Origin of the sequence: Achromobacter spanius, from assembly GCF_002966795.1 — a bacterium.
Taxonomy (GTDB): Bacteria; Pseudomonadota; Gammaproteobacteria; order Burkholderiales; family Burkholderiaceae_B; genus Achromobacter; species Achromobacter spanius_D.
In genome coordinates this window covers 3,244,805-3,267,948 of sequence record NZ_CP023270.1, presented here as the reverse complement: position 1 = coordinate 3,267,948, position 23,144 = coordinate 3,244,805, and the positions used below count along the sequence as shown (strand labels likewise).

Annotated in this window: 21 protein-coding genes; 8 read left to right on the top strand and 13 right to left on the bottom strand. The window is 65.4% G+C overall.

The genetic code is table 11. The annotated features are described in order from the left end of the window. Positions 1-7 precede the first annotated feature (7 nt). The 3 genes from CLM73_RS14605 to kdgD (CLM73_RS14595) all read right to left on the bottom strand — a co-directional run bounded on the left by CLM73_RS14605 (position 8) and on the right by kdgD (CLM73_RS14595) (position 3,317). Positions 8-1,024 (bottom strand): amino acid ABC transporter substrate-binding protein, encoded by a 1,017-nt coding sequence (locus tag CLM73_RS14605; protein ID WP_105239035.1) that lies wholly within the window; start codon positions 1,022-1,024, stop codon positions 8-10. Positions 1,025-1,414: 390 nt separating this feature from the next. Next, positions 1,415-2,140 carry a FadR/GntR family transcriptional regulator gene (locus tag CLM73_RS14600; protein WP_105239034.1) on the bottom strand — a complete coding sequence of 242 codons (726 nt, stop codon included), beginning with the start codon at positions 2,138-2,140 and terminating at the stop codon, positions 1,415-1,417. 262 nt (positions 2,141-2,402) lie between these two features. Then, entirely contained in the window at positions 2,403-3,317 is a 915-nt protein-coding gene (gene kdgD, locus CLM73_RS14595) for a 5-dehydro-4-deoxyglucarate dehydratase (protein WP_062839416.1), read from the bottom strand. 275 nt (positions 3,318-3,592) lie between these two features. Between kdgD (CLM73_RS14595) and CLM73_RS14590 the strand changes: the two genes are divergently transcribed. Together CLM73_RS14590 and CLM73_RS14585 are read left to right on the top strand one after the other, a co-directional pair. Beyond that, entirely contained in the window at positions 3,593-4,576 is a 984-nt protein-coding gene (locus CLM73_RS14590; RefSeq protein WP_105239033.1) for a Bug family tripartite tricarboxylate transporter substrate binding protein, read from the top strand. Between the two features lie 287 nt (positions 4,577-4,863). Beyond that, positions 4,864-5,979, top strand: coding sequence for an IS110 family transposase (locus tag CLM73_RS14585; RefSeq protein WP_105239032.1), 1,116 nt, complete (start codon positions 4,864-4,866; stop codon positions 5,977-5,979). A gap of 340 nt (positions 5,980-6,319) precedes the next feature. Here CLM73_RS14585 and gloB read toward each other — a convergent pair whose 3' ends face one another. The 3 genes from gloB to kdgD (CLM73_RS14570) form a co-directional block, all read right to left on the bottom strand. After that, complete coding sequence (gloB, locus tag CLM73_RS14580) at positions 6,320-7,117, bottom strand: hydroxyacylglutathione hydrolase (RefSeq protein WP_105239031.1); 798 nt, start codon at positions 7,115-7,117, stop codon at positions 6,320-6,322. 307 nt (positions 7,118-7,424) lie between these two features. Then, positions 7,425-9,008, bottom strand: coding sequence for an aldehyde dehydrogenase (NADP(+)) (locus tag CLM73_RS14575; RefSeq protein WP_105239030.1), 1,584 nt, complete (start codon positions 9,006-9,008; stop codon positions 7,425-7,427). A 115-nt stretch (positions 9,009-9,123) separates the two neighbouring features. Beyond that, entirely contained in the window at positions 9,124-10,038 is a 915-nt protein-coding gene (kdgD, locus tag CLM73_RS14570) for a 5-dehydro-4-deoxyglucarate dehydratase (RefSeq protein WP_105239029.1), read from the bottom strand. A 256-nt stretch (positions 10,039-10,294) separates the two neighbouring features. On the opposite strand from kdgD (CLM73_RS14570), the gene garD reads away from it, so the two are divergent. The 4 genes from garD (at position 10,295) to CLM73_RS14550 (ending at position 14,495) form a co-directional block, all read left to right on the top strand. Beyond that, on the top strand, positions 10,295-11,863 hold the full coding sequence (garD, locus tag CLM73_RS14565) for a galactarate dehydratase (protein ID WP_105239028.1): 1,569 nt from the start codon (positions 10,295-10,297) through the stop codon (positions 11,861-11,863). Between the two features lie 61 nt (positions 11,864-11,924). Beyond that, positions 11,925-12,974, top strand: a complete 1,050-nt coding sequence (locus CLM73_RS14560) for an SMP-30/gluconolactonase/LRE family protein (protein ID WP_105239027.1) — start codon at positions 11,925-11,927, stop codon at positions 12,972-12,974. A 71-nt stretch (positions 12,975-13,045) separates the two neighbouring features. Continuing rightward, a complete protein-coding gene (locus CLM73_RS14555; protein WP_105239026.1) occupies positions 13,046-14,032 on the top strand; it encodes a Bug family tripartite tricarboxylate transporter substrate binding protein in 987 nt (328 codons plus the stop codon). Between the two features lie 94 nt (positions 14,033-14,126). Then, entirely contained in the window at positions 14,127-14,495 is a 369-nt protein-coding gene (locus CLM73_RS14550; RefSeq protein WP_234015632.1) for a hypothetical protein, read from the top strand. A 15-nt stretch (positions 14,496-14,510) separates the two neighbouring features. Here CLM73_RS14550 and CLM73_RS14545 read toward each other — a convergent pair whose 3' ends face one another. After that, positions 14,511-15,455 (bottom strand): LysR family transcriptional regulator, encoded by a 945-nt coding sequence (locus CLM73_RS14545; RefSeq protein WP_105239025.1) that lies wholly within the window; start codon positions 15,453-15,455, stop codon positions 14,511-14,513. Between the two features lie 139 nt (positions 15,456-15,594). On the opposite strand from CLM73_RS14545, the gene CLM73_RS14540 reads away from it, so the two are divergent. After that, a complete protein-coding gene (locus CLM73_RS14540) occupies positions 15,595-17,298 on the top strand; it encodes a thiamine pyrophosphate-binding protein (protein WP_105239024.1) in 1,704 nt (567 codons plus the stop codon). Here the strand turns inward: CLM73_RS14540 and CLM73_RS14535 are convergent. Next, entirely contained in the window at positions 17,295-18,044 is a 750-nt protein-coding gene (locus CLM73_RS14535) for a class II aldolase/adducin family protein (RefSeq protein WP_105239023.1), read from the bottom strand. The genes CLM73_RS14540 and CLM73_RS14535 overlap by 4 nt on opposite strands. Positions 18,045-18,077: 33 nt before the next feature. Further along, positions 18,078-19,064 (bottom strand): Bug family tripartite tricarboxylate transporter substrate binding protein, encoded by a 987-nt coding sequence (locus CLM73_RS14530; RefSeq protein ID WP_105239022.1) that lies wholly within the window; start codon positions 19,062-19,064, stop codon positions 18,078-18,080. A 261-nt stretch (positions 19,065-19,325) separates the two neighbouring features. On the opposite strand from CLM73_RS14530, the gene CLM73_RS14525 reads away from it, so the two are divergent. After that, positions 19,326-19,922, top strand: coding sequence for a DUF4202 domain-containing protein (locus tag CLM73_RS14525; RefSeq protein WP_105239021.1), 597 nt, complete (start codon positions 19,326-19,328; stop codon positions 19,920-19,922). Positions 19,923-20,009: 87 nt separating this feature from the next. Here CLM73_RS14525 and CLM73_RS14520 read toward each other — a convergent pair whose 3' ends face one another. From CLM73_RS14520 to CLM73_RS14505, 4 genes are all read right to left on the bottom strand, one after another. Then, on the bottom strand, positions 20,010-20,786 hold the full coding sequence (locus CLM73_RS14520; protein ID WP_234015631.1) for a ProQ/FinO family protein: 777 nt from the start codon (positions 20,784-20,786) through the stop codon (positions 20,010-20,012). Positions 20,787-20,843: 57 nt separating this feature from the next. After that, the gene (locus CLM73_RS14515; protein ID WP_105239019.1) at positions 20,844-22,313 is read right to left on the bottom strand and encodes a hypothetical protein; all 1,470 of its coding nucleotides are present in this window, start codon (positions 22,311-22,313) and stop codon (positions 20,844-20,846) included. A gap of 169 nt (positions 22,314-22,482) precedes the next feature. Beyond that, positions 22,483-22,704, bottom strand: coding sequence for a hypothetical protein (locus tag CLM73_RS14510; protein WP_056318016.1), 222 nt, complete (start codon positions 22,702-22,704; stop codon positions 22,483-22,485). 8 nt (positions 22,705-22,712) lie between these two features. Then, positions 22,713-23,102, bottom strand: coding sequence for a hypothetical protein (locus CLM73_RS14505; RefSeq protein ID WP_199778146.1), 390 nt, complete (start codon positions 23,100-23,102; stop codon positions 22,713-22,715). Between the last annotated feature and the right edge of the window lie 42 nt (positions 23,103-23,144).

The window sequence follows — 23,144 nt, the reverse complement described above, 5'->3', positions numbered from 1 at the left end:
ACCGTGCTTAGCGCACCGGCCAGCCGTACATCAGGCCGCCCTGCGTCCACAGCTTGTTCAGGCCGCGGTCCAGCTTCAGCGGGCTGTCCTTGCCCATGGCGCGGTCATAGCTTTCGCCGTAATTGCCGACCTGCTTGATGATGTTGTAGGCCCACTTGTCGTCCAGACCCAGGTTCTTGCCCATGCCCGGCGTCACGCCCAGGATGCGCTGCACGTTCGGGTTGGTGCTCTTCAACATTTCATCGACGTTCTTGGACGTGATGCCGTATTCCTCGGCTTCCAGCATCGCGTTCAGCGACCAGCGCACGATGTTGAACCACTGCTCGTCGCCCTGACGGACCATGGGGCCGAGGGGTTCCTTGGACAGGTTTTCGGTCAGGATTTCCCAGTCGTCGGGCTTGGCCAGGCGCGTGCGCATGTTGGCCGCGGTGTTGGACTTGTCGTTGGTGTAGGCGTCGCAGCGGCCCGATTCCAGCAGGCGGAAGTTTTCGTCGTAGTTCTCGACCAGCACGGGCTTGAACGTCAGGCCGCGGCTGCGGAAGTAGTCGGCCAGGTTCAATTCGGTGGTGGTGCCGGGCTGCACGCAGATGGTGGCGCCGTCCAGTTCCTTCACGCTCTTGACGTTCATCGCCTTCTTCACGATCAGGCCCTGGGCGTCATAGAAGTTCACGCCCACGCCGATCAGACCCAGCGTGGTGTCGCGGGTCAGCGTCTGCGTGGTGTTGCGCGACAGCATGTCGATTTCGCCGGACTGCAGCGCCGTGAACTTGGCCTGCGCGGTCAGCACATTGCCCTTCACCTTGGAGGCATCGCCGAACATGGCGGCCGCGACGGCGCGGCACATGTCCACGTCCAGGCCGGTCCATTCGCCCTTGCTGTCGAGCACCGAGAAACCGGGAATGCCGGCAAAGCCGCACTGCAGGAAGCCCTTTTTCTTGACGGCCTCGAAGGTCACGCCGGCCTGCGCGCCAGACGCGACGCACAGCAGGGTTGCCGCAACGGCGGAGCTCAGAAACTTGCGCATGGAGATTTCTCCTGGGGGATCGAAAGTGATTGAAAAGCGGATGGGTCGAAAACGGCCAAGCGTGCGGGGTCCGCCCCGGCAAGCCGGAGAGGGTGCGTCGCGCAGTCGGACGGGGTACGGAAAGAGGGGGGAGAGCGCTGGCGCGGGGCCGGTCAGCGGGTGCGCCGGTGTATGCGCGTGGCGTAGGGGTGGTAGGAACTGCGGAGGGTAAGAATCGGGCTCATCGGCGGCACTGGTACGGCAGGTCTTACGGGTCGCGGAAGACGCAGGCGGTACTGCAGCCGCGTCGTATTACGTTATGCAATAAGACGTATGATGGCAGCCGTCATACAAGTAAACAAGTAAGGGGATTCCCGTAATTGGAACTACGGGAGAGCAGGCGGGCGGGGGTTATAGCGCCGGGGGATGGGACAGCAGCTTGCGGTAGCGCGCGATGCTGTCGCCCAGGTGGCGGGCCATGGCGGCGCGCGCGGCGCCGGGGTCGCGGCGCATGATGGCCGTCAGGATGGCTTCGTGTTCACGTACGTTGCGGGTCTCGTACGTTTCCAGTTCTTCGGGCGTCTTGCCGCCGTGCTTGATGTTCAGGTCGAGCATGACGTCGCGCACCGCCGCCTTCAACAGCGCGGGAAAGTGCGGGTTGTTCGACGCGCGGGCAATCGATAGATGGAACTCGTAGTCGGCCTTGACGGCCGCTTCCATGTCGCGCGTTGCGCGGTTGAACGCGTCAAAGGCCTCGACGATGCCGGCCAGGTCCGCGGCGCTGCGACGCTCCGCCGCCAGCCCACAGGCTTCCACTTCAAGGCCGGCGCGCAATTCCATGATGTGTAGCGCCCAACGCGGGTCCGTGGCGGGTTCCACGACAAAGTCGATGGGCTTTTCGCGGTCTTCGGTAACGAAAACGCCGATGCCAGGCTTGCTGACCAGGCGGCCGCTCAGGCGCATGGAGGCCACGGCTTCGCGGATGACGGTGCGGCTGACCTCGAATTCGTCGCACAGCGCGTGCTCGGAGGGCAGCTTGTCGCCGGCGCGGTACTGACGCCCGTCAAGGCGCTTGGTCAGTTCCTCGATGACGAAATCGGTCAGGCGCGAGCGGGGAGGCCGGGCGGGAGTTTGCATTGTCTCTCTTATAGGGAAAATCGCTGCGGGCAAGGCTGGCGGCCTGGCGCGCAGCCGCAAGTGTACGCGTTCCTCTGAAGCTCCATGGGTGTCCGGCCCAATGGGATCAGCCGCGCCAACAGCACGCGGCCGCAAGGAAGCGCTGGGCCATATGACAACATACGGGGCGAAATCCGCCAACTTTTCTTTGCATCAAGAAGCAAAACGCCCTCCAGCGGAGGGCGTTCTGGCGGCTAGTCGCGCACGATTCAGTACGGACCGTTTATTCGGCGCCGGACTTCTTGATCAGGGCGTCGAGCATTTCCATTTCTTCGCCGGTCAGGTCGGTCAGCGGTGCGCGCACCGGGCCCGCATCGTGGCCGACCAGCTTGGCGCCGGCCTTGACGATGCTGACGGCGTAGCCAGCCTTGCGGTTGCGGATTTCCAGGTAGGGCAGGAAGAAATCGTCCAGCAGGCGGTTGGTGGTGTCGCTGTCGCCGGCGGCGATGGCGTTGTAGAACTCCATGGCCATCTTGGGCACGAAGTTGAAGACGGCCGACGAGTAGACCGGCACGCCCAGTGCGCGGTAGGCGGCTGCGTAGACTTCAGCGGTGGGCAGGCCACCCAGGTACGAGAAGCGGTCGCCCATCTTGCGGCGGATGCGGACCATCGATTCGATGTCGCCGATGCCGTCCTTGAAGCCGACCAGGTTCGGGCAGCGGTCAGCCAGGCGGGCCAGGCTGTCGGCCGACAGACGCGACTGGGCGCGGTTGTAGACAATGACGCCGATGTTGACCGACTTGCAGACCTGCTCGACGTGGGCGGCGATGCCGTCCTGCGAGGCTTCGGTCAGGTAGTGGGGCAGCAGCAGGACGCCCTTGGCGCCTTGGCGTTCGGCTTCCTGCGCATACGCGATGGCGGTGCGGGTGGGGCCGCCGGCGCCGGCCAGGATGGGCACCTTGCCCTTGCAGGTCTGCACGGCGGTGCGGATGACGTCGGAGTATTCCTCGGGGGCCAGCGAGAAGAACTCGCCGGTGCCGCCGGCGGCGAACAGGGCGGTGGCGCCATAGGGAGCCAGCCATTCCAGACGAGCCGCATAGCTCTTGGCGTTGAAATCGCCGTTCTGGTCGAAGTCGGTCACGGGGAAGGAGAGCAATCCTTCCGAGACGATGGCTTTGAGTTCCTGGGGAGTCGTCATGGCTGTCTTCCAAATATGAGGAATGGGTATTGAAAAGGCGGTATGCCGTGGCCGCGGCGTTGTTCGATCCGCGATGTCAGTCATCGTACAACATATAAGTTGGCCTTACAACGGTTGTGCTGGAGAAATGTTGTCGTACAACAAGCCAGATGTATCTTTTGAATCTAGGAATTTCCCTATGTTGAACGGAGAACTGGGCCGCGCTATTCTCTGCGCTCATCGTCGTACGACAACGTACAAGAAACACGACGATTCCAAATCTCTAGGAGACAAGTTTGAAGGCATTTCCCCTGTTGAGCCGCCTGTCGGCCGTCCTGGCCGTCGCCACCGCGTTTGCCGCACCCGTTCACGCCGCCGACTGGCCGTCCGGCAAAGCCATCACGCTGGTTGTCCCGTTTGCGGCGGGCGGCACGTCCGACATCCTGGGCCGTCTGATCGCGCAGGAGTTGGGTACCTCGCTCAAGCAAACCGTCGTCGTTGAAAACAAGGGCGGCGCCGGCGGCGTGCTGGGCGCGGATGCCGTGGCGCGCGCCAAGCCGGACGGCTACACGCTGCTGCTGGGCACGATCGCCACGCACGCGATCAATCCGTCGCTGCTGCCCAGCATCAACTACAACGCCGCCAAGGATTTCTCGCCCGTGATTCTGCTGGGCAGCATTTCCAATGTGCTGCTGGTGGGCGCGAACGAGCCCTATAAGTCTGTGCAGGAAGTCGTCGCGGCCGCCAAGACCAACCCCGACACGATCGCCTTCGGTTCGGCTGGGCAGGGCACGTCGCAGCATCTGTCGGGCGAAGTGTTCAAGCAGCTGACGGGCGCCCACCTGACGCACGTGCCGTACCGCGGCAGCGCGCCGGCCATTTCGGACCTGATCGGCGGCCAGATCCCCAGCTCGTTCGAAACTGCCCTGGTCGCGTTGCCGTACGTGCAAAGCGGCAAGGTGCGCGCGCTGGCGGTCACGTCCGCCAAGCGCACCGCCGTGTTGCCGGACGTGCCCACCATGCAGGAAGCGGGCGTGCCGGGCTTTGACGTCAGCAGCTGGCAGGCCATCTACGCGCCGGCCAACACCCCGCCGGCCGTGGTTGAAAAACTGAACAAGACGATCGCCGAGATCGTGGCCAAGCCGGAAGTCACCGCCAAGATGCAGGGTTTGGGGCTGGCCTACACGCCGAATACGCCCGCCGAATTCACGGCATTCCAGACGGCCGAGCAGGCCAAGTGGGCCAAGATCATTGCCGATGGAAAGCTGAAGGCGCAGTGATTGCGTAGTTCGGCATGAAGACCTGGCGCGGGGAGTTGATCCCCGCGCCAGGTTTTTTATTGGCCTGGACTTTTGACAGGGTGAATCGGGGCTTGCAATGGGCGTCTCAGTAGGTGTCTGACACCCGTTGAGATGCTGCCGCAATCTGTCGACCAGCGCTCTAGACATTATGGTCGCTCGTTAATCGGAAGGCGGCTCGTCTCCTGTATCGTGGATTGCGCTCTCCAGGAGAGCGCCGAGCCACATGCGGCGGGGCAAGCCAGCCGCAAACCGTATGGAGACGAGCCATGGACGAGCGTATCAAGTTTTTCGTTGGTCTGGATGTGCACGGTGACAGCATTGCGATGTCCGTGTGCGAGGCCGGGCGGGAGCCCGGCCGGTTTGTCAGCACGCTTACGCCAGACGTGCAGGCGTTGCTCAAGACCCTAAGCAAATATGGTGCCGCACGGCAGGTCAGCGTGGTCTATGAGGCTGGGCCGACGGGCTATGGGCTATATCGTGCGCTGAGCGATCGGGGCTATCGCTGCGAGATCATTGCGCCGTCATTGACCCCGCGTCGCCCGGGCGAGCGCATCAAGACGGACCGGCGCGACAGCTTGCGACTGGCCGAGCTGTCGCGGGCTGGGGAGCTCAAGGCCATCTGGGTGCCTGACCAGGCCCACGAGGCGCTGCGCAATCTCTGGCGGGCTCGCGAAGACGCCGTCAACCTGCGCCTGCAAGCGCGCCAGCAGCTCAAGGCATTTTTGCTGCGCCAAGGCCGGCGCTATCCCGGCAAGACATCCTGGAACAAGACGCACCAACGCTGGATTGCGGAGCAGCATTTTGACCATCCTGCCGATTACATCGCGCTAGCCGAGTATCAACTGGCCGTGCAAGCGGCTCAAGATCGCGTACAGCGTCTGACGACGGCGCTCGAGCACGCCATTGAAGGTTGGCGCCAGGAGCCGACCGTGGCTGCGCTCAGGGCGCTGCGTGGTATCGATACGGTCAGCGCAATCGGCTTAGTGTGCGAGATCGGCGACATCGCCCGCTTTGGTAGTGCTCGCCAGCTTATGGGTTACCTCGGACTGGTGCCATCGGAGCATTCCAGTGGCAACAGCGTACGCCGGGGTTCGATTACCAAAACCGGTAACGCACACGCCCGGCGGCTTCTGACCGAAGCGGCCTGGAACTACCGCTTCCCGGCGCACATGAGTCAGGCGTTGCGTGACCGAAGCGCGACACTTTCTCCCAGTATCCGCACCCACGCCTGGAAAGCTCAGGTGCGTTTGTGCTCCAGATTTGCACATCTATCGGCCCGAGGCGTGCAGGCGAACAAAGTCTGCGTAGCCGTGGCGCGGGAACTGACCGGCTTCATCTGGGCCATTGCGCGCCAATCGCTGCCCGACAACACACATCAATGACACCCATACCCGTGACACGAGGTGATGCGACACGAACTCGATAGGAAGAACCCTCACGACACCCTCAACAGAACCCTTTGGGGCAACCTGCGTCACTAGAGCGAGGCAGCTTCCACGACGGATCGATGCACGGTGGTAACCAACCCACGGATATCAGTCTGATCTATCGTCGCAGCAGCAGGCTTGTGTCGCATCACCCCGTGTCACTGATTTCCACCAGCAAACCAATCCTATTGACGACAGCGACCATATCAGGGTGTCAGACACCGTCGGCACGCTGGGGCACTTTGGCGATGGGGTGGACACCAGGAACGCGAGGTAAGTCGCCAGAGTTGCCCGGTCACTGATTTTTCAGCTCGCGGAAGGCGTCCTTCATGCGGCGCAATTTGGCGAATACTTCCCAGTTGGCGCTTGCTTTGCAGCCCAATCGCGAACGTATGGAATCCTGATCGACTCGTAAAAACGGATTGGCCGCGAGTTCCGTGGACAGGGTCGATGGAACGGTCGGAATTCCTGCTTGCCTGCTTTTTTCTATCAGCTTGATCTGCTGCAGCAGATCTTCGTTGTCCGGTTCGATTGTGATCGCGAAACGGGCATTGTCGGCGGCGTATTCGTGCGAGGAATAGATAAGGGTCTCGGGCGGCAGCGACCTGAGTTTGTCGATCGAGGTCCACATCTGGGCCGGCATGGCTTCCTGAACGCGCCCACAGCCAAGATGAAAGATGGTGTCGCCGGAAAAGAGCAGCCTGGCCTCCTCGAACCAGAAGGCGATATGTCCGATCGTGTTTCCGGGCACGTCGATGACCTTGGCAACATGCCCGCCGAATTCAAACGTGTCGCCTTCGACTACGCCTCGATCGATGCCGGGAATATCATCCGCCTCGGACGCCGGACCGATTACACGCGCCCCGGTCTTTCGCTTGATCTCGGTGTTTCCCGATACGTGGTCCCAGTGATGGTGCGTATTGAGGATCAGATCGACGCGCCTGCCGTCAAGCGCGTCCAATACCGGACCTGCCTCAGTCGGGTCGACCACGGCCAACGCGCCGGTCCGCTTGCTCTCTATCAGGAAGATGTAGTTGTCTTCGAGCACTGGCAGGATCTGGACCGACAACGCATTGTTGTCTTCAACAATCATCTTGAACCTCTGTAAACAATGAAGCGCGATGCCGCTTGATCGGAATTCAGACAGGCAGGCCTTCTGCTGCGCGCGCGGCCTGGACGCTGGGCCGTTGCTCCATGCGTTGCATGAGCTGAAAATTGAAAGGGAACAGGATGCGAAGTCTGGGCGAAATCCGCCCTGAAAAACAGAGCCGAATTTGGCTTTGTTAATTGCGATTTTTGGAATTGTCCCGCTGAAAAATGACGTAGGCCTCGGGCCGCATGATGCGGCGCCGGGGCCTACGTTTGATCGGTGCGACGCCTGAAAACCAGGCGTCAAGCCATTACGCCTTGACCAGCGTGCCGTCCACCATGCGCGTCAGACCCAGCGGATTGCCGCGTTGGATGCCTTCCGGCAGCAGGCCGTCGGGCAGGTCCTGGTAGCAGACGGGGCGCAGGAAGCGGCGGATCGCCGTGGCGCCTACCGACGTCGAGGCCGGGTTCGACGTGGCCGGGAAGGGACCGCCGTGAACCATGGCGTGGCTGACTTCCACGCCGGTCGGGTAGCCGTTGGCCAGGATGCGGCCGGCTTTGCGTTCCAGCACGGGCAGCAGGGCGCGGGCGTCGTCCAGGTCGGCGCCGTCCACGAACAGCGTCGCGGTCAGTTGGCCTTCCAGGTGCTCGGCCACGGCGCGAACCTGCGCGGCGTCCTTGCAGGCAACAACCAGCGAGGCCGGGCCGAACACTTCGGCTTCCAGCTCGTGCGAGGCCAGGAACTGGTCGGCGCTGGCGCCAAACACCACGGCGCCGGCGGCGTTGCATGCCGGGTTCGAGGGCTCACCGCGGCCAACCGTCGACACGCTGGCGTGACGGGCCAGGGCGTCGGCGCCTTGCTCGTAGGCCGAAAAGATGCCCGGCGTCAGCATGGTGGCGGCGCCCTTGGCCTTGACGGCCTCGGCGGCTGCCTTGCGGAAGCGGTCGAGCGCCGGACCTTCGATGCCGATCACCAGGCCGGGATTCGTGCAGAACTGGCCCACGCCCATCGACAGCGAATCCACGAAGCCCTTGGCGATGGTCTCGGCGCGCGCTTCCAGCGCGGCCGGCAGCAGGAAGACGGGGTTGATGCTGGACATTTCCGCGTACACGGGAATCGGCACCGGGCGGGCGTTGGCGGCAGCGACCAGCGCCAGACCGCCACGGCGCGAGCCGGTGAAGCCGATGGCCGTGATGGCCGGATGCGTCGCCAGTGCGGTGCCGATTTCGTTGCCGGCGCCGAACAGCAGCGAGAACGTGCCTTCGGGCAGGCCGTGCTTGGCGACGGCTTGCTGGATGGCGCGGCCGACCAGCTCGGACGTGCCGGGGTGGGCGTTGTGCGCCTTGACGATCACCGGGCAACCGGCGGCCAGCGCCGATGCGGTGTCGCCGCCCGCGACCGAGAACGCGAGCGGGAAGTTGCTGGCGCCGAACACCACCACGGGGCCCAGCGGAACGTTGGCCAGGCGCAGGTCGGCGCGCGGCAGCGGCTGGCGCTCGGGCTGGGCCGGGTCAATGGTGGCGTCCAGGAAGTATCCGTCGCGCACGACGCGGGCGAACAGGCGCAGCTGGCCGACCGTGCGGCCGCGCTCGCCTTGCAGGCGGGCGACGGGCAGGCCGGTTTCCTGGTGCGCGCGCTCGATCAGCGCATCGCCAATGGCCACGATGTTTTCCGCGATGCTTTCCAGGAATTGCGCGCGCGTCTCCAGCGGCAGGGCGCGGTACGGGTCGAAGGCGGCGCGGGCCAATTCGGCGGCGCGCGACACGTCGTCGGCGGAGCCGGCGGGGTAAGCGGGTTCCAGGCGTTCGCCGGTGGCGGGGTTGATGGCGTGCTGGGCAGCGCCCGCGCCCAGGACGGCGGTCGAGCCGATCAACATCTGGCCGGTCAGGTTCATGGTCATCTCCAAAAATAGGCGCCGATCCGAGGGATGGGCGTTGTCGCCCCCGACGGGTCCGGGGAAAAAAATGCCCCCGGACCGGGGGCAGATAGAAGGGGTCAGGGCAAGCCGATCACTCGGCGCCGGACTTCTTGATCAGGGCGTCGAGCATTTCCATTTCTTCGCCGGTCAGGTCGGTCAGCGGTGCGCGCACCGGGCCCGCGTCGTGGCCGACCAGCTTGGCGCCGGCCTTGACGATGCTGACGGCGTAGCCGGCCTTGCGGTTGCGGATTTCCAGGTAGGGCAGGAAGAAATCGTCCAGCAGGCGGTTGGTGGTGTCGCTGTCGCCGGCGGCGATGGCGTTGTAGAACTCCATGGCCATCTTGGGCACGAAGTTGAAGACGGCCGACGAGTAGACCGGCACGCCCAGCGCGCGGTAGGCGGCTGCGTAGACTTCGGCGGTGGGCAGGCCGCCCAGGTACGAGAAGCGGTCGCCCATCTTGCGGCGGATGCGGACCATCGATTCGATGTCGCCGATGCCGTCCTTGAAGCCGACCAGGTTCGGGCAGCGGTCAGCCAGGCGGGCCAGGCTGTCGGCCGACAGACGCGATTGGGCGCGGTTGTAGACGATGACGCCGATGTTGACCGACTTGCAGACCTGCTCGACGTGAGCGGCGATGCCGTCCTGCGAGGCTTCGGTCAGGTAGTGGGGCAGCAGCAGGATGCCCTTGGCGCCTTGGCGCTCGGCTTCTTGCGCATAAGCAATGGCGGTGCGGGTGGGGCCGCCGGCGCCGGCCAGGATGGGCACCTTGCCTTTGCAGGTCTGCACGGCGGTGCGGATGACGTCCGAGTATTCATCGGGGGCCAGCGAGAAGAACTCGCCGGTGCCGCCGGCGGCGAACAGGGCGGTGGCGCCATAGGGAGCCAGCCATTCCAGACGAGCCGCATAGCTCTTGGCGTTGAAATCGCCGTTCTGGTCGAAGTCGGTCACGGGGAAGGAAAGCAAACCTTCCGAAACAATGGCCTTGAGTTCTTGCGGAGTCGTCATGTTGCGCTCATCCCTAAATGGCCGTCGCAGGCGAAAGGTAGGTGCTTGCGAACGGGATGCGGTGGTAAAAGGTGAGTCATCGTACAACATGAATTTGCCGGATTCAAGGCGTGTCCCCATGTGGCGCAGCATTTACAAGGGGAAACCCAAGGGGAAACCCGAAATTCCTTTCTGATGCCTTTCAGCGATATTCTCTTGGTTGTACGATAACGTACGGTGCCCGCAGCGGGGCATCCATCAGGCTAAAGGATTCATCATGCAGGTTGCAGTCGAGCAGGCCCCGGTCCTCATCAAGATTCATCCCGACGACAACGTCGCCATCGTGGCCAATGATGGCGGGTTGCCGTCGGGTACCGTTCTGCCCGACGGGCTTCAATTGGTTGACGCCGTGCCGCAAGGGCACAAGGTGGCGTTGACCGATCTGGCCGAGGGCGACGAGGTCAGGCGCTACAACGTGGTGGTCGGTTACGCCGCCAAGGCGCTGCCGCGCGGCAGCTGGATCAACGAGCGCGTCACCACGATGCCAACGGCCCGCACGCTGGAAGACCTGCCGGTCTCCACGCGCATTGCGCCGTTGCCGCCGCTCGAGGGCTACACCTTCCAGGGCTACCGCAACGCCGACGGCACCGTCGGCACGCGCAACATTCTTGCCATCAGCACCACGGTGCAGTGCGTGCAGGGCGTGGTCGAGCACGCGGTTGCGCGCATCCGCCGCGAGCTGCTGCCGCTGTATCCCAACGTGGACGACGTGGTGGGCATCGAGCACACCTACGGCTGCGGCGTGGCCATCGACGCGCCCGGCGCGGCCATTCCCATCCGCACGCTGCACAACATCGCCCGCAACCCGAATTTCGGCGGCACGTCCATGGTGGTCAGCCTGGGCTGTGAAAAGCTGCAGCCGGAGCGCCTCTTGGCGCCCACCGCCATTCCGATCCGCGCAGGCGAGGGCATGGGCGGCGACGGCGTCGACACCATCGTCCTGCAGGACGAAGAGAACGTCGGCTTTGATTCGATGATCCAGCTCATCATGCGCACGGCCGAGCGCCATCTGCAGAAGCTCAACGCCCGTCAACGCGAGACCTGCCCGGTGTCGGACCTGACCGTCGGCGTGCAGTGCGGCGGCAGCGATGCATTTTCCGGTGTGACGGCCAACCCCGCCGTGGGCTTTGCCACCGACCTGCTGGTGCGCGCCGGCGGCACGGTGATGTTCTCCGAGAACACCGAGGTGCGCGACGGCATCGACCAACTCACCGCGCGCGCCGAAACGCCCGAAGTCGCCGACGCGCTGATCCGCGAAATGGCCTGGTACGACGCCTACCTGCAGCGCGGCATGGCCGATCGCAGCGCCAACACCAGCCCCGGCAACAAGAAGGGCGGCCTGTCGAACATCGTCGAAAAGGCCATGGGCTCGATCGTCAAGTCGGGTTCGTCGCCGATCCATGGCGTGCTGTCGCCCGGCGACCGCCTGACGCGCAAGGGCCTGATCTTTGCGGCCACGCCCGCCAGCGACTTCATCTGCGGCACGCTGCAACTGGCCGCCGGCATGAACCTGCACATCTTCACCACCGGCCGCGGCACGCCCTACGGGCTGGCGCAGGTGCCGGTCATCAAGGTCGCCACGCGCTCGGCGCTGGCCCGCCGCTGGCACGACCTCATGGACGTGGATGCCGGCGTCATCGCCACGGGCCAGGCCTCGATCGAGCAAGTGGGCTGGCAGCTCTTTCAGATGATGCTGGACGTGGCCAGCGGCAAGAAGCAGACCTGTGCGGAAAAGCTCAAGCTGCACAACGCCCTGGCGCTGTTCAACCCGGGCCCCGTGACCTGATCGGGGACCCAATCCGTCCGTAGCGCCATCGCAGAATAAAACCACCGAGAGGAGACAGCCGATGGAAATTGACCCGCAAGTCCAGGCCGGCCGGCGCCGGCTGCTGGGCGCCGCGCTTGCACTGGCCCCCGCCAGTCTCGTGCACGCGCAGTCTTTCAGCTTCACCCCGCAGCAGCGCTACCCGGATCCCTCGGTCCGGATTCTGGACCCCGAATTCGCCAAGTTCCGCATCTACAGCAGCACCGTGGAGCAGTTGGCGACCGGTTTCCGCTGGCTGGAAGGTCCGGTGTGGTTTGGCGACGGGCGCTATCTGCTCGCCTCGGACATTCCCAATAACCGCATCATCCGCTGGGACGAAACCACCGGCGAAACCAGCGTGTTCCGCCATCCGTCCAACTTCAGCAACGGGCTCGCCCGGGACCGTCAGGGCCGCCTGCTGGCCTGCGAACACCTGACGCGCCGCGTCACACGCACGGAATACGACGGCAGCATCACGGTGCTGGCGGACCGCTTTGACGGCAAGCCGTTCAACTCACCGAATGACATCGTCTGCCAGCGCAATGGCGCCATCTGGTTCACCGATCCGCCGTTCGGCATCGGCGGGCACTGGGAAGGCGACAAGGCCACGCCTGAGCTGCCGCATTCCGTCTATCGCATCGACCCCGCCAACGGCCGCGTGACGCTGGCGCTGGGCGACCTGGCCGGCCCCAACGGCCTGTGCTTTTCGCCCGACGAGAAGGTGCTGTACATCGTCGAATCGCGCCACCAGCCCAACCGCGTGATCTGGGCCTTCGACGTGGGCGCGGACGGCGCGCTGTCCAACAAGCGCCTGCACGTCGATGCGCAGGGACCCGGCGCCATCGACGGGATCAAGTGCGACGAGGCCGGCAACTTGTGGTGCGGCTGGGGCAGCAACGGATCGCCCGATGCCAAATCCGAGGACCTGGACGGCGTGATGGTCTTCAACCCCGCGGGCAAGGCCATCGGCCACATCCGCCTGCCGGAACGCTGCGCCAATCTTTGCTTTGGCGGCGCCAAGCGCAACCGCCTCTTCATGGCGAGCAGCCATTCGCTCTATGCCCTGTACGTGGAGACCCGCGGCGCGGCATAGGCACATCCCCACCGCGGCCTCACCAGGCCGCGGGACACTTCAACACACATACCAAACAGTGTGGAGACAGCATGAACCCGAGCAAGAGACAGTTTCTGGGCAGCGCCGCGGCGCTTTGCCTGACGCCCCTGGTGCCGGCATGGGCCCAAACGGCGCAATCGGCGCAATGGCCGACGCGGCCCGTGCGTATCGTCGTGCCTTACCCGCCCGGCGGCTCGTCGGACATCATCGCGCGCATCCTGGCGCCCCGCCTGGCGGAAGTGCTCAAGCAGACCGTGGTTGTCGAGAACAAGCCCGGCGCCAACGGCAACCTGGGCGCCGGCCTGGTGGTGCAGTCGGCGCAGGAAGGCCACACCGTCCTCCTGTGCGACGTGGGCGCGCTGGCGATCAGCCCGTCCGTTTACACCAAGCTGACTTTTGACCCGTCCAAGGACCTGCGCGCCGTCGGCATGCTGGCGTATTCGCCGCACGTGCTGGCCGTGCACCCGGACGTGAAGGCCAAGACCGTGCAGGATCTGGTCGAGCTGTCCAAGAAGGAGCGCATCAACTTCGCCGTCACCGCCATCGGCAGCGCCCCGCACCTGGCGGCTGTCGCGGTGCAGCAGGCCACCGGCGCGCAATGGGAATACGTGCCGTACAAGGGCGGTTCGCAGGCGGTCACCGACACCATCGGCGGCCAGACGCAGATCATCATGAACGGCCTGCTGGCCACGCTGCCGCACATCAAGTCGGGCAAGCTGCGCGCGATCGCGATCTCCAAGAGCGAGCGCATGAAGCTGGTGCCGGACATCCCCACCATCTCCGAGCAGGGCGTGAAGGGCTTTGAATCCGGCACGTGGCAAGGCGTGATGGCCCCGTCCACCATGACCGACCCCGTGGCGGCCCAGCTGCAGGCGCTGATGGCGCAGATCGTCACCCAGCCGGACGTCACGGCGCAGTTGAACGAGCAGGGCGCCGAAATCGTCACCAAGAGCCCGGCCGAGCTTGCGCAGTTCTTCAGCAGCGAGCGCGCCCGCTGGGCCAAGGTCGTGGCCAGCACCGACATCCGCCTGGACTGATCGGGACCGATCCCGCCTTGCTAGGGGCGGGGTTCGGGAGCACACTGGAATCGGTCCAGGCTTCGGCCTGGACCGATTCCGTGGAGCTCAGTCAATGAAATCCTTGTTCGCCGCGGTGGTGCTGGGAGCAGCCGGTGCGTTGTCGGCGCTGGCCGCCGCGCCCGCGCTGGCGCGCGATCCGCTTCCGACAGTGCCATCTCCGCCCGCATCCGCTCGCACCGTGCCGGATACGTGCCTGGGCACCGACTGCCCGCGCATCGTGGACCCGGGCAAGATCAATCGGGATTGCCTGGGTACGTCGTGTCCGGGGTCCCGCTATCCGCCGCCCGCGGCAACGCCCGCGCGGCCGCAGGATCAGCCCGGGCTGAAGGCGCCGACCCGCACATGGCTGCCGCCCATGCCGCCCCGGCCGGGCCAGGCGCCCGTGGGCCCGTTGACCCCGGCGCCCGCCTTGCCGCGATAAGCGCGGGGCTTGGGTCTATTCGTCGCACATCCGCAGACTATCGCGGTAAGGCTCGGCCTGCGTCATGCCGGCCAGCACTTCGCGCAGCGTCGCCTGGACGATCTTGACGGCCTGCGTCAACGGACGGCTAGATGCCGTCGCCACCATCAGACGGGTGGACAGGCCCGGTTCGACGATCCGGCGGGCGATCAGTTTGCCCGACGCGACTTCATTCATCACCGCGGGCAGGGCCAGCACGGTGTGCGCCAGCCCTTCGACGACGATGTCCTTCATCAGCTCCAGCGCGTCCATTTCGAAAGCCACGTTCAGCGGCATGTCGGCCTGCGTCGCCGCCTGTTCGAGCGTGCGGCGCAGGCCGTGATTGCGCGTGGGCAGCGCCAGCGGCAGGTCGCGCAGTGCCGTGAACGGGATGGCCGGCATCGCACGCGCGGCAGGCGACAGGCCTTGCGGCGGAGACACCAGCGCCAGGTCCAGCTCGGCCAGGGGCGACACCGCGATGTGCTGCGACCGCCGCGCGTCGTGCAGCACGGCAATGTCCACGCGGGCATTGGTCAGCCATTCATGCACGTAGCCGCTATAGCCGGTGATGACGTTGAGTTGAATGCGCGGGTGCCGGCGCCAGATCTCGGCAACCAGCCGCATGCCCACCATGTGACAGAGGGTGGGCGTTAGCCCCAGCATCACCTGCCCTGACGGCGATTTCTGATCGTTATGGAACTCGGTCACCACGTGATCCATCTGCCGCATGAGCGGACGCAGCCGGTCCAGCAGCTTTTCGCCGTCGGGCGTTAGCGAAACGCCGCGCCCGTTGCGGTAGAGCAGGGCGCAACCGCATTCGTCTTCGAGCTTGCGCACCTGCCTGCCAAGCGCAGACTGAGCAATGCCGAGCACCGATGCCGCCCGAGAAAAGCTGCCCAGATCCGCGACGTGGATCAGGTTTTCGATCTTGCGTAGGTCCATCGTCTCCGGAGCACGGCGGCCACGCCGCTGCGGGCGCCGCTGTCTCATTCTTGTATATCTGGTTGCCAGAGTATGCCTAGTTGGCCAGGGGATGCCAATCTAGAATGCCCTGGACCTTTTCCTGCCGGGACCCACGCTTATGTCCGCATCCGCAACACCGAACACCTCCGCCCACGCGTTGATCCAGGTGTTGGCCGCCAACGCCATCGACCGCGTGTTTGTCGTGCCCGGCGAAAGCTATCTGGGCGTTCTGGACGCGCTGCATGATTTTCCCGGCATCGACGTGGTGACCTGCCGCCACGAAGGCGGCGCGGCGTTCATGGCCTGCGCGGATGCGCGTCTGACGGGGCGCCCCGGCGTGGTGATGGTCTCGCGCGGACCGGGCGCCGCCAATGCCGCGATCGGCGTGCATGCGGCGCAGCAGGACGCCGTGCCGATGATCGTCTTGATCGGTCAGGTGCCGAAAAAGGACGTGCGCAAGGAAGCGTTCCAGGAAATCGACTATCAGAAGATGTTTGGCTCCATGGCCAAGTGGGTGGTCGAGGTGACCACGCCCGAGGAGCTCGCGGTTGCCGCGTTCAAGGCCGTGCGGGTCGCGATGGCGGGCACGCCCGGGCCGGTGGTGATGGTGGTGCCCGAAGACGTGCAACAGGCGTTGGTGGACCAGCACGACTGGATGGCAACGCCTGAAAGTCCTACACAACCCGCGCCGGATGGCCTGGCGCACGTCCACACGCTGCTGTCGCGCGCGCACAAGCCGCTGATCATCGCGGGCGGCGAATTCAACCGTCCTGGCGGCCGCGAAGCGCTGATGCGTCTGGCAGAGCGTCACACCATTCCGGTGGCGGTCTCGTTCCGCCAGCACGACCTGTTTCCCAACACGCATCCGCTGTATGCGGGCGACCTCGATCTGTCGACGCCAGCCGCGCAGGTGGCGGCGCTGGATGCGAGCGACCTGATCCTGGCGCTGGGCACACGGCTGGGCGACATCACGACGCAGGGCTATACGTTTCCCGCGCACCCGCGGCCGCGGCAGACGCTGGTGCACTGCTATCCGGACCCGCACATCGTGAATCAGCATTTCGCGGCGGATGTGGGATGGGTGGCGGATCCCACAGTTACGGCGGCGGCACTGGCCGATCTGCCGCCCACGGGCGAAGGGCTGGCGCGCGACGACTGGGCCGCCACGCTGCGCGCGATTCGGGAACGGATGGCGGCATGGCCGAACGCAGCGGGGCGCGCCGCAGACGACCGCATTCCTTTCTCCGTGGTAGTCCAGGCACTGGCGGCGCAGGCGCCCGCGGACGTGGCGATATGCCTGGACGCCGGCACCTTTGCCGCGCCGGTCTACCGGCATTTCCCGTTCGTGTATCCGCAAAGGCTGCTCGCGTCGCAATCGGGCGCGATGGGCTACGGGACGCCGGCGGCCATTGCCGCGCAGTTGCGCGATCCCACGTGCCGGGTCGTCTGCATGGCCGGTGACGGCGGCTTCACGATGACCGGCAATGAAATGGCCGCAGCCGCCGAACGCGGGCTGCCCATTCTGTTCATCGTCGCCAACAACAACTGCTACGGCTCGATCCGGCTGCACCAGGCGCGCACGTATCCTGGACGCTACGTGGGCACGGATCTGGCCAGCCCCGACTTCACGATGATGGCGCGCGCCTTCGGCATCCAGTCCGAATACGTGACGCGCACCGATCAGGTGCATGACGCGATTGCGCGTGGCCTGGCCGCGGACGCGCCGTACCTGCTGGAAGTGCGCAGCAGCCTGGGGGCCATCCTGCCCGCGGGCGTGAGCCACGCCGCAGGCGTCGACTTGGCGCCGCGCGGCGAGCCTTAATTCTTATAGCCGGGGTCCTTGCGGTCCATCAGGCGCAGCATGGCGGGCCATTCCAGTTCGCCGAACGGCCGGCGAGTGCCGGGTTGGTACAGCAGCCACGTCTTCTCGATGACCTCGGGCGGCGGCAGGCAGAGTTCACGCCCCGAGCTCAGGGCGTCGACCTGCGCCTTGCAGGCCATCTCAAGCCAATAGAGCGTGTTGAACGCCTGAGCAATGGACGGGCCTGCCGCCAGCAGCCCATGATTGCGCAGGATCATCGCATCGGACGATCCCAGGTCCGCGACCAGGCGCTCGCGCTCGTCCAGATCAATGGCGACGCTTTCGTAGTCGTGATACGGAATCTTCGCAAACCGCATCGCGGTCTGCGTGAGCGGCAGCAGACCGCATTGCAGCGCGGACACGGCCATGCCCGCCCGGGTGTGCGTATGGATGACGCACGCCACGTCGTGCCGCGCCCCGTGCACCGCACTGTGGATCACGTAGCCCGCCGCGTTGATGCCGTAGCCGGACGGCTGATCGAGGATGTTGCCGGCCAGATCGATCTTGACCAGGCTGGACGCGGTGATCTCGTCATACATCATGCCGTAGGGGTTGATAAGCAGGTGATCGTCGGTGTCCGGGATGCGGGCGGTGATGTGGTTGTAGATCAGGTCGCTCATGCCAAAGTGCGCCACCAGCCGGTAGCACGCGGCCAACTGGACGCGCGTGTCCCATTCCTGGCTGCTCATTTCCGCTTTTGTGTTCATGGTTGCCGATTCCTTTGTCAGTCCAATCTCTTGTCAGTCCGTGCCTTTCACGTTGAATTCGCGGACCACATTGCCCCACGATTCGTACTCGGATTTCATCATCGCGCCGAACCGCGCCGGCGATTCGGTGGTGCGCACCTGCGCGCCCAGGTCCGCGAGCTTGTCGCGCACGGCGGCATCGGCCAGCACGTCGTTCATTTCCCGGGCCAGCTTTTCCTGGATGGCGGGCGGTATGCCAGCCGGCGCAATCAGGCCCAGCCATGCGCCCATGTCAAAGCCCGGAAAGCCTTGCTCCGCGACGGTGGGCACGTCGGGCAGCGTGGGCACGCGCTCCGGCGTGCTGACGGCCAGCGCCTTCAGGCGGCCCGCCTTCACCATGGCCAGCGACGACACCATTGTGTCAAACGTCGCGTAGGTGCGACCGCCCACGATGTCGGTCTGCGCCTGGCTGCTGCCCTTGTACGGCACATGGACCATCGTCGCGCCCGCCTTGGACAGCAGCACGGACGTCACCAGGTGGCTGGTCGTGCCGACGCCGGTGGTGCCGTAGGTGTATTGCCCCGGCTTGGCCTTCACGGCGGTCAGGAAGTCGGTCAGATTGCGCGCCGGGTTGTCGGCGCTGACCACGAACAGATACGGCAGCCAGGTGATCAACCCGATCGGCGCAAAGTCCTTGCGCGCGTCGTAGTTCAGGTTGGGATACACGTGCGGATTGATGGCCTGCGGCGCGGACGCGCCGATCATCAGCGTGTAACCGTCGGGCTTGGCGCGCGCGCCCAGCCCCGCCGCGATGGAGCCGCCCGCACCCGGCTTGTTCTCCACGATGAACTGCTGCCCCATGCGCTGCGCCAACCTTTCGCCCAGCATCCGCGCCACCGTGTCGGTCGCCGTGCCCGGCGGAAAGCCCACCAGAATGGTCACCGGCTTGGCGGGATAGGGCTCGTCCTGGGCCTGCGCGGCGCTGCCCGCGGCCCACAGCGTGGCAGCCAGCGTGACGGTCAGTAATCTTGCGTGTCGCATCTGTCGTCTCTCCAGTCATTGTTCTTGAATGGCGGGAGAGCGCTGGCGCCGGCCCGCATCGGGTCCGGCTCCTCGACCGGCCCGACGCCTTTTACGGTCGCACACCGCAAGGGCGACTTCAATGACACGGCGGGCCAAGCAGATAGCGCGAAACGGTATAGACGGCGCACGGCGCCGGATGCCGCAGGTATGATGGGCTCCTTCAACTTGTCAATCTCCGCACCGGCCCTCGCGCGCCGGTCTTTCCGAAGACGCCATCCCATGAATGATCGCCTGCAGCAGACCCTGCGCCGTTTCGACGACTACAACGCCGCCGACCCCAACACGTTTACCTGGGAAGGCGAATCCTGTCCGCAGGAGCTGTTTCTGGCGCAGAAGCTGCACGATTGGGTCATGAAGCTGGCGCCTGATGCGTCCGAGCCGCTGATCCTGGCGTCCCGATGCCAGCACATTGGCCGCTGGGAGATTACGCGTGCCAGCTATCCCGAAGGCCGTATCGGGTATCTCACGTGGCGCAAGGCGCTGGCACGGCATCACGCGGGCATCGCGCAGGAACTCATGAAGGAAACGGGCTACCCGCAAGAAGATTGCGAGCGCGTGGCGGCGATCTTGATGAAGCAGGGGATCAAGCAGGATCCGGATGTGCAGGTCATGGAAAACGCGCTGTGCCTGGTGTTTCTGCAGTACCAGTACGAGGCCTTCTACCCGGCCCACGAAGACAAGATCGTCGAGATCCTGCGCAAGTCCTTGCTGAAGATGGACGGCGCGGGTCATCAGCAGGCCATGACGCTGTCCTATTCGGACAAAGGCATGGGGTACATCAAGCAGGCGCTGGCGGCGCTGGAGTCGGCGGACTAAATCCTGCCGCGTAGATGCAGAAAGGCCTGCGCCAGGCCGGGAATCGTTGTCCCGGCCTGGCGCAGGCCTGAATTGCTTAGAGCGGGCTTATTCGGCCGCTTGGGGCTTGATGTCTTCGGGCGTGACGTCAGTGGGCGTCGTCGCATCTGCGGCTTTCGCGTCGGCGGCGTTTACATCCGTAGCGTTTACCTCTGCGGCTTTCACGGCCACCGCGTTCACCTCTGCGGACGTCGCGTCGGCAGGTTGCGTGTCCGGTGCGGCGTCAGCAGCCGGCGCCGGCGTCTGCTCAGCAGCCGTCTGCGCCTTTTTCTCGGCCCGTGCGCGTGCGGCATTGCGGGACGCATTGCGCGAGGCCATGCGCTTGGCGTGGCGCGCTTCGTTGGCGGTCACGGCGCCGGCGGGTTCGCCGTTCAAGTCCACGCGCGGCGCGTCCTCGACCATGCTGGCCCAGTAGCGGCGGCCGTCGCACCACGTCTTGACGGCTTCCTTGATCTGCGCCTCGTCGAGCTGCAATTGCTCGGCGTGCTGCACCAGGTCCGCCAGCACGCCCAGCTTGAGGGGCACCTTGGGGGCAGGGTTCTTGGGGAACGCCTTGGGAAAGTGACGTTGCAGGCGCGAAATGGCGACGACCACGGGATCGACCGGCGTCTCGCGCTTTTCGGGACGCGGCGCACGCTGGCCCTTGTCGCCGCCTTGCGCGCGCTTTGCCTTGTCGCCGCCTTGCGGACGCGGACCCTTGCCGGCGCCTTGCGGGCGGCGCGGCTTGTCCGTGCCTTGCGGTCGCGATTCGTTCTTGGAGCCTGCCTTGTCAGGCGACTGCTTGATCAGCAATTCCCGGATCGCGGCTAATTGTTCTAGTCCCATGTGCTACACAAAAAAAAGGTTGAGGCGGCGAGCGTAACCGCTGTGCCGTGAAAACCGCTACCCGGAGAGGACCACGAGCAGCGCCAGCGACAGCAGAATGCCGAACGCGGCCAGGGCAAACGGCAGTAGTAGAACATACACGCCGCGTTCCTGCCCCCGTCCATGCGCCAAACCGGCCGCAATCGACATCCGGACCGGAGAAAAAATCCCCATCGACGTGCCCGAAACGTGCAGCAGCGCGGCGGCTGCGGGCACGTTCAGACCGGCCTGAAGCGCTAATGATAGCTGGGAAGACATGAACAGGCTGTTCGGCGCGTTGCCGCTGTTGGCCAGAATGCCGAACGTGCCGGCCAGAAGCGGCGTGATCAGAATAGTCCAGTCGCGCAGGCTCGAGAATAATCCATCGGCGTAGGCCCGGGAAATCCCTGCACCCGCCAGCACCTCGGCCATCATTGCGAACAAAAAGACCGACATGACGGCATGACGTCCTGTCATCCACGCGGCGCGCGCCTGGGCCCGCAGCGCGCCCGGATGGCGCTGCCAGGCGGCCATGGCCACGGCGCCTGCGATCAGCCAGCTTCCGGCGTGTAGAAATGGCATCCACGCAGGCAGGTCCGCATAGGGCTTGAAATCCGCCATGCCGGCAAGGCCGCGGTTCAGGCCCGGCGCCAGCCGCGTGGCTACCAGCCAGGCGATGAGCGCGATGTAGGGCAGGGCGCGCCGCGCGGCTTGCCATGCTTGGCCGCGATCGGGGCGGCGGTCCGCCAGGAAGCGCAGCACGATCAGCGGACCGTACGCCGCAAGCAGCGCCGTTTCCGGTCCCAGCAGCGCGGTTGCGGCGGCCAGCAGGGCCAGGCTCGCCGTCATCCAGCCCGCTTCGCGCGCCAGCTCGGCGGCGGGAGCCGTCAACCCCGCGCGCGTGGCGGTGCGCCAGTAAAGCGCCATCCAGACCCCCATCAGCAACGCCACGGGCGCCATGCTGTACAGCGCAAGCTGCGCGGGCGGCACGCGTGCGTACGCCGAGGCCAGCAGCGTGCCGCTGCCCATCGCGCCCCACGGGATCAATGTCTGGCTGAGCAGCGCAAACACCATGACCTCGCGCGGTTTCAGACCGAGCGGGCGGATCAGCATCACGGTGCCCAGCATGCCCACGCCGAATCCAGTTGCGGATTCGGCGAACGGGCCGACTAGGAAACAGGCAAAGAACAGCAGCCGGCGGCTCGCGAGCGGATCGCGGGGCGCAGGCGGCGAGCTGTCCGCATTGTCAGCAGGCGTGCGGCCCTGCGCCGCCATCTGCCAGAACAGCAGGCCACCCAGAATGTAGGGGGTGATGATCCAGCCGATCCACAGCCCGCGTTCCAGGGCGACGCCCAGTTGCGCCAGGGCAAACGGCGCGGGCGCCGCAAACAGCGCGATGGGCAGGGCAGCAAGCAACCCCAGCAATGCTGCGATGGTCGTGTTGACGCGCCCGCTCGCGATCGCGCCGATCACGGTCAGCGCCGGCAGGGACCACAGCACATACATCATGAAAGAAACATCCGCATCGCCCGGGTGGAATCGCGGCGCACAGCGTAGCAGTCTCTGGCCGTGGCGGGTAGCCACGATTCAAATGCAGGAACGCCGGCTGGCGTTTGCACGCAAGCCGGCGTTCGGGGGAGACGGGTCAGGTCGGTACGGCGTTGTCTACTGGCGCTGTTTACTGGTTCGCGCCGCGGATGTTGCCGGCGATACCGCCGGCCGCACCGCCAATGGCGGCCCCGGTCCAGGCACTGCCCCCCGCGATGGCGGCAATGCCCGCGCCCGCCGCGGCGCCCATCAAGCCACCCGTGACGGTGCCTTGCTGTTCCTTGGTCATGTTCGTGCATGCGGCCAGCGATGCCATCGCAATGGCCAGGCCTATCGTGCGGATAGTCTTCATGGCGGCTCCTAGGGGGTGCGTTTGGTCTTGGTGGCGGGCACGACGATCTCAAACCAGATCGTCTCCATGACGGGGCGATCCAATTGGGTCGGATTGGCGGCATACCAGCGGTCGATGGTCTCACGCACGGAGTCCAGCGTCTGGTTCTGAAGGCCCGCGGAGAACTTGGGAACCAGCGTCTGGGTGTCCGGCACGGCGCGGCGTTGCTGGTAGGCGCGTTCGACCTCAAGCGCATTGGCCACGCCCAGCAGATAGGCCTTCTTGAGGTTGGCGTCGGAATCGGTCCAGTGCTTGCCGGTGATGATCGGGGCGGGGTCCGAGGGGGCGGCCGTGACAGCCGACCCGAAGAGCATCGAGAGGGCTACGGTCGCTGGGCCAAGCAGGTGTTTTACTCGCATCGCATCGCTCCTGGTGGGGGAACAAAAGATAGAAAACAACCT